At 37.7% G+C, this 265-nt stretch carries 1 protein-coding gene; it reads right to left on the bottom strand.

Going from position 1 to position 265, the window contains the following annotated elements; all coding sequences use genetic code 11:
• Positions 1–265: IS66 family transposase (locus AAEY57_RS20175; protein ID WP_350608683.1), on the bottom strand; the 265-nt coding region annotated here is incomplete at both ends.

Below are 265 nucleotides of genomic sequence, written 5' to 3'. Positions count from 1 at the left end.
ACATATTGAACCAACTTATCCCATTGATTCAGGCTGTAGTTGAGCGCTTCCCCTAATTTGGATTTAGGTAAGGTATTAAGCAAAGATTTTTCCAACCAAGCTTTATATTGGTTAAGTAATGGCTCTGACTCTTTTTTCCGGATGACTTGTTTTTCAGGCGCTGTTTTATCTTTGATTTTCTGTTCAACTCGATACAGTTTTTGAATATGATTCAACGCCCAATTTGCTTTGCCCGTTTTTCCTTTGGGTTGCGCTTTTTCAGCTT

Source organism: Pseudoalteromonas sp. MER144-MNA-CIBAN-0113 (assembly GCF_040308965.1).
Taxonomy (GTDB): Bacteria; Pseudomonadota; Gammaproteobacteria; order Enterobacterales; family Alteromonadaceae; genus Pseudoalteromonas; species Pseudoalteromonas tetraodonis.
This window is presented reverse-complemented; position numbering and strand designations above follow the sequence as displayed.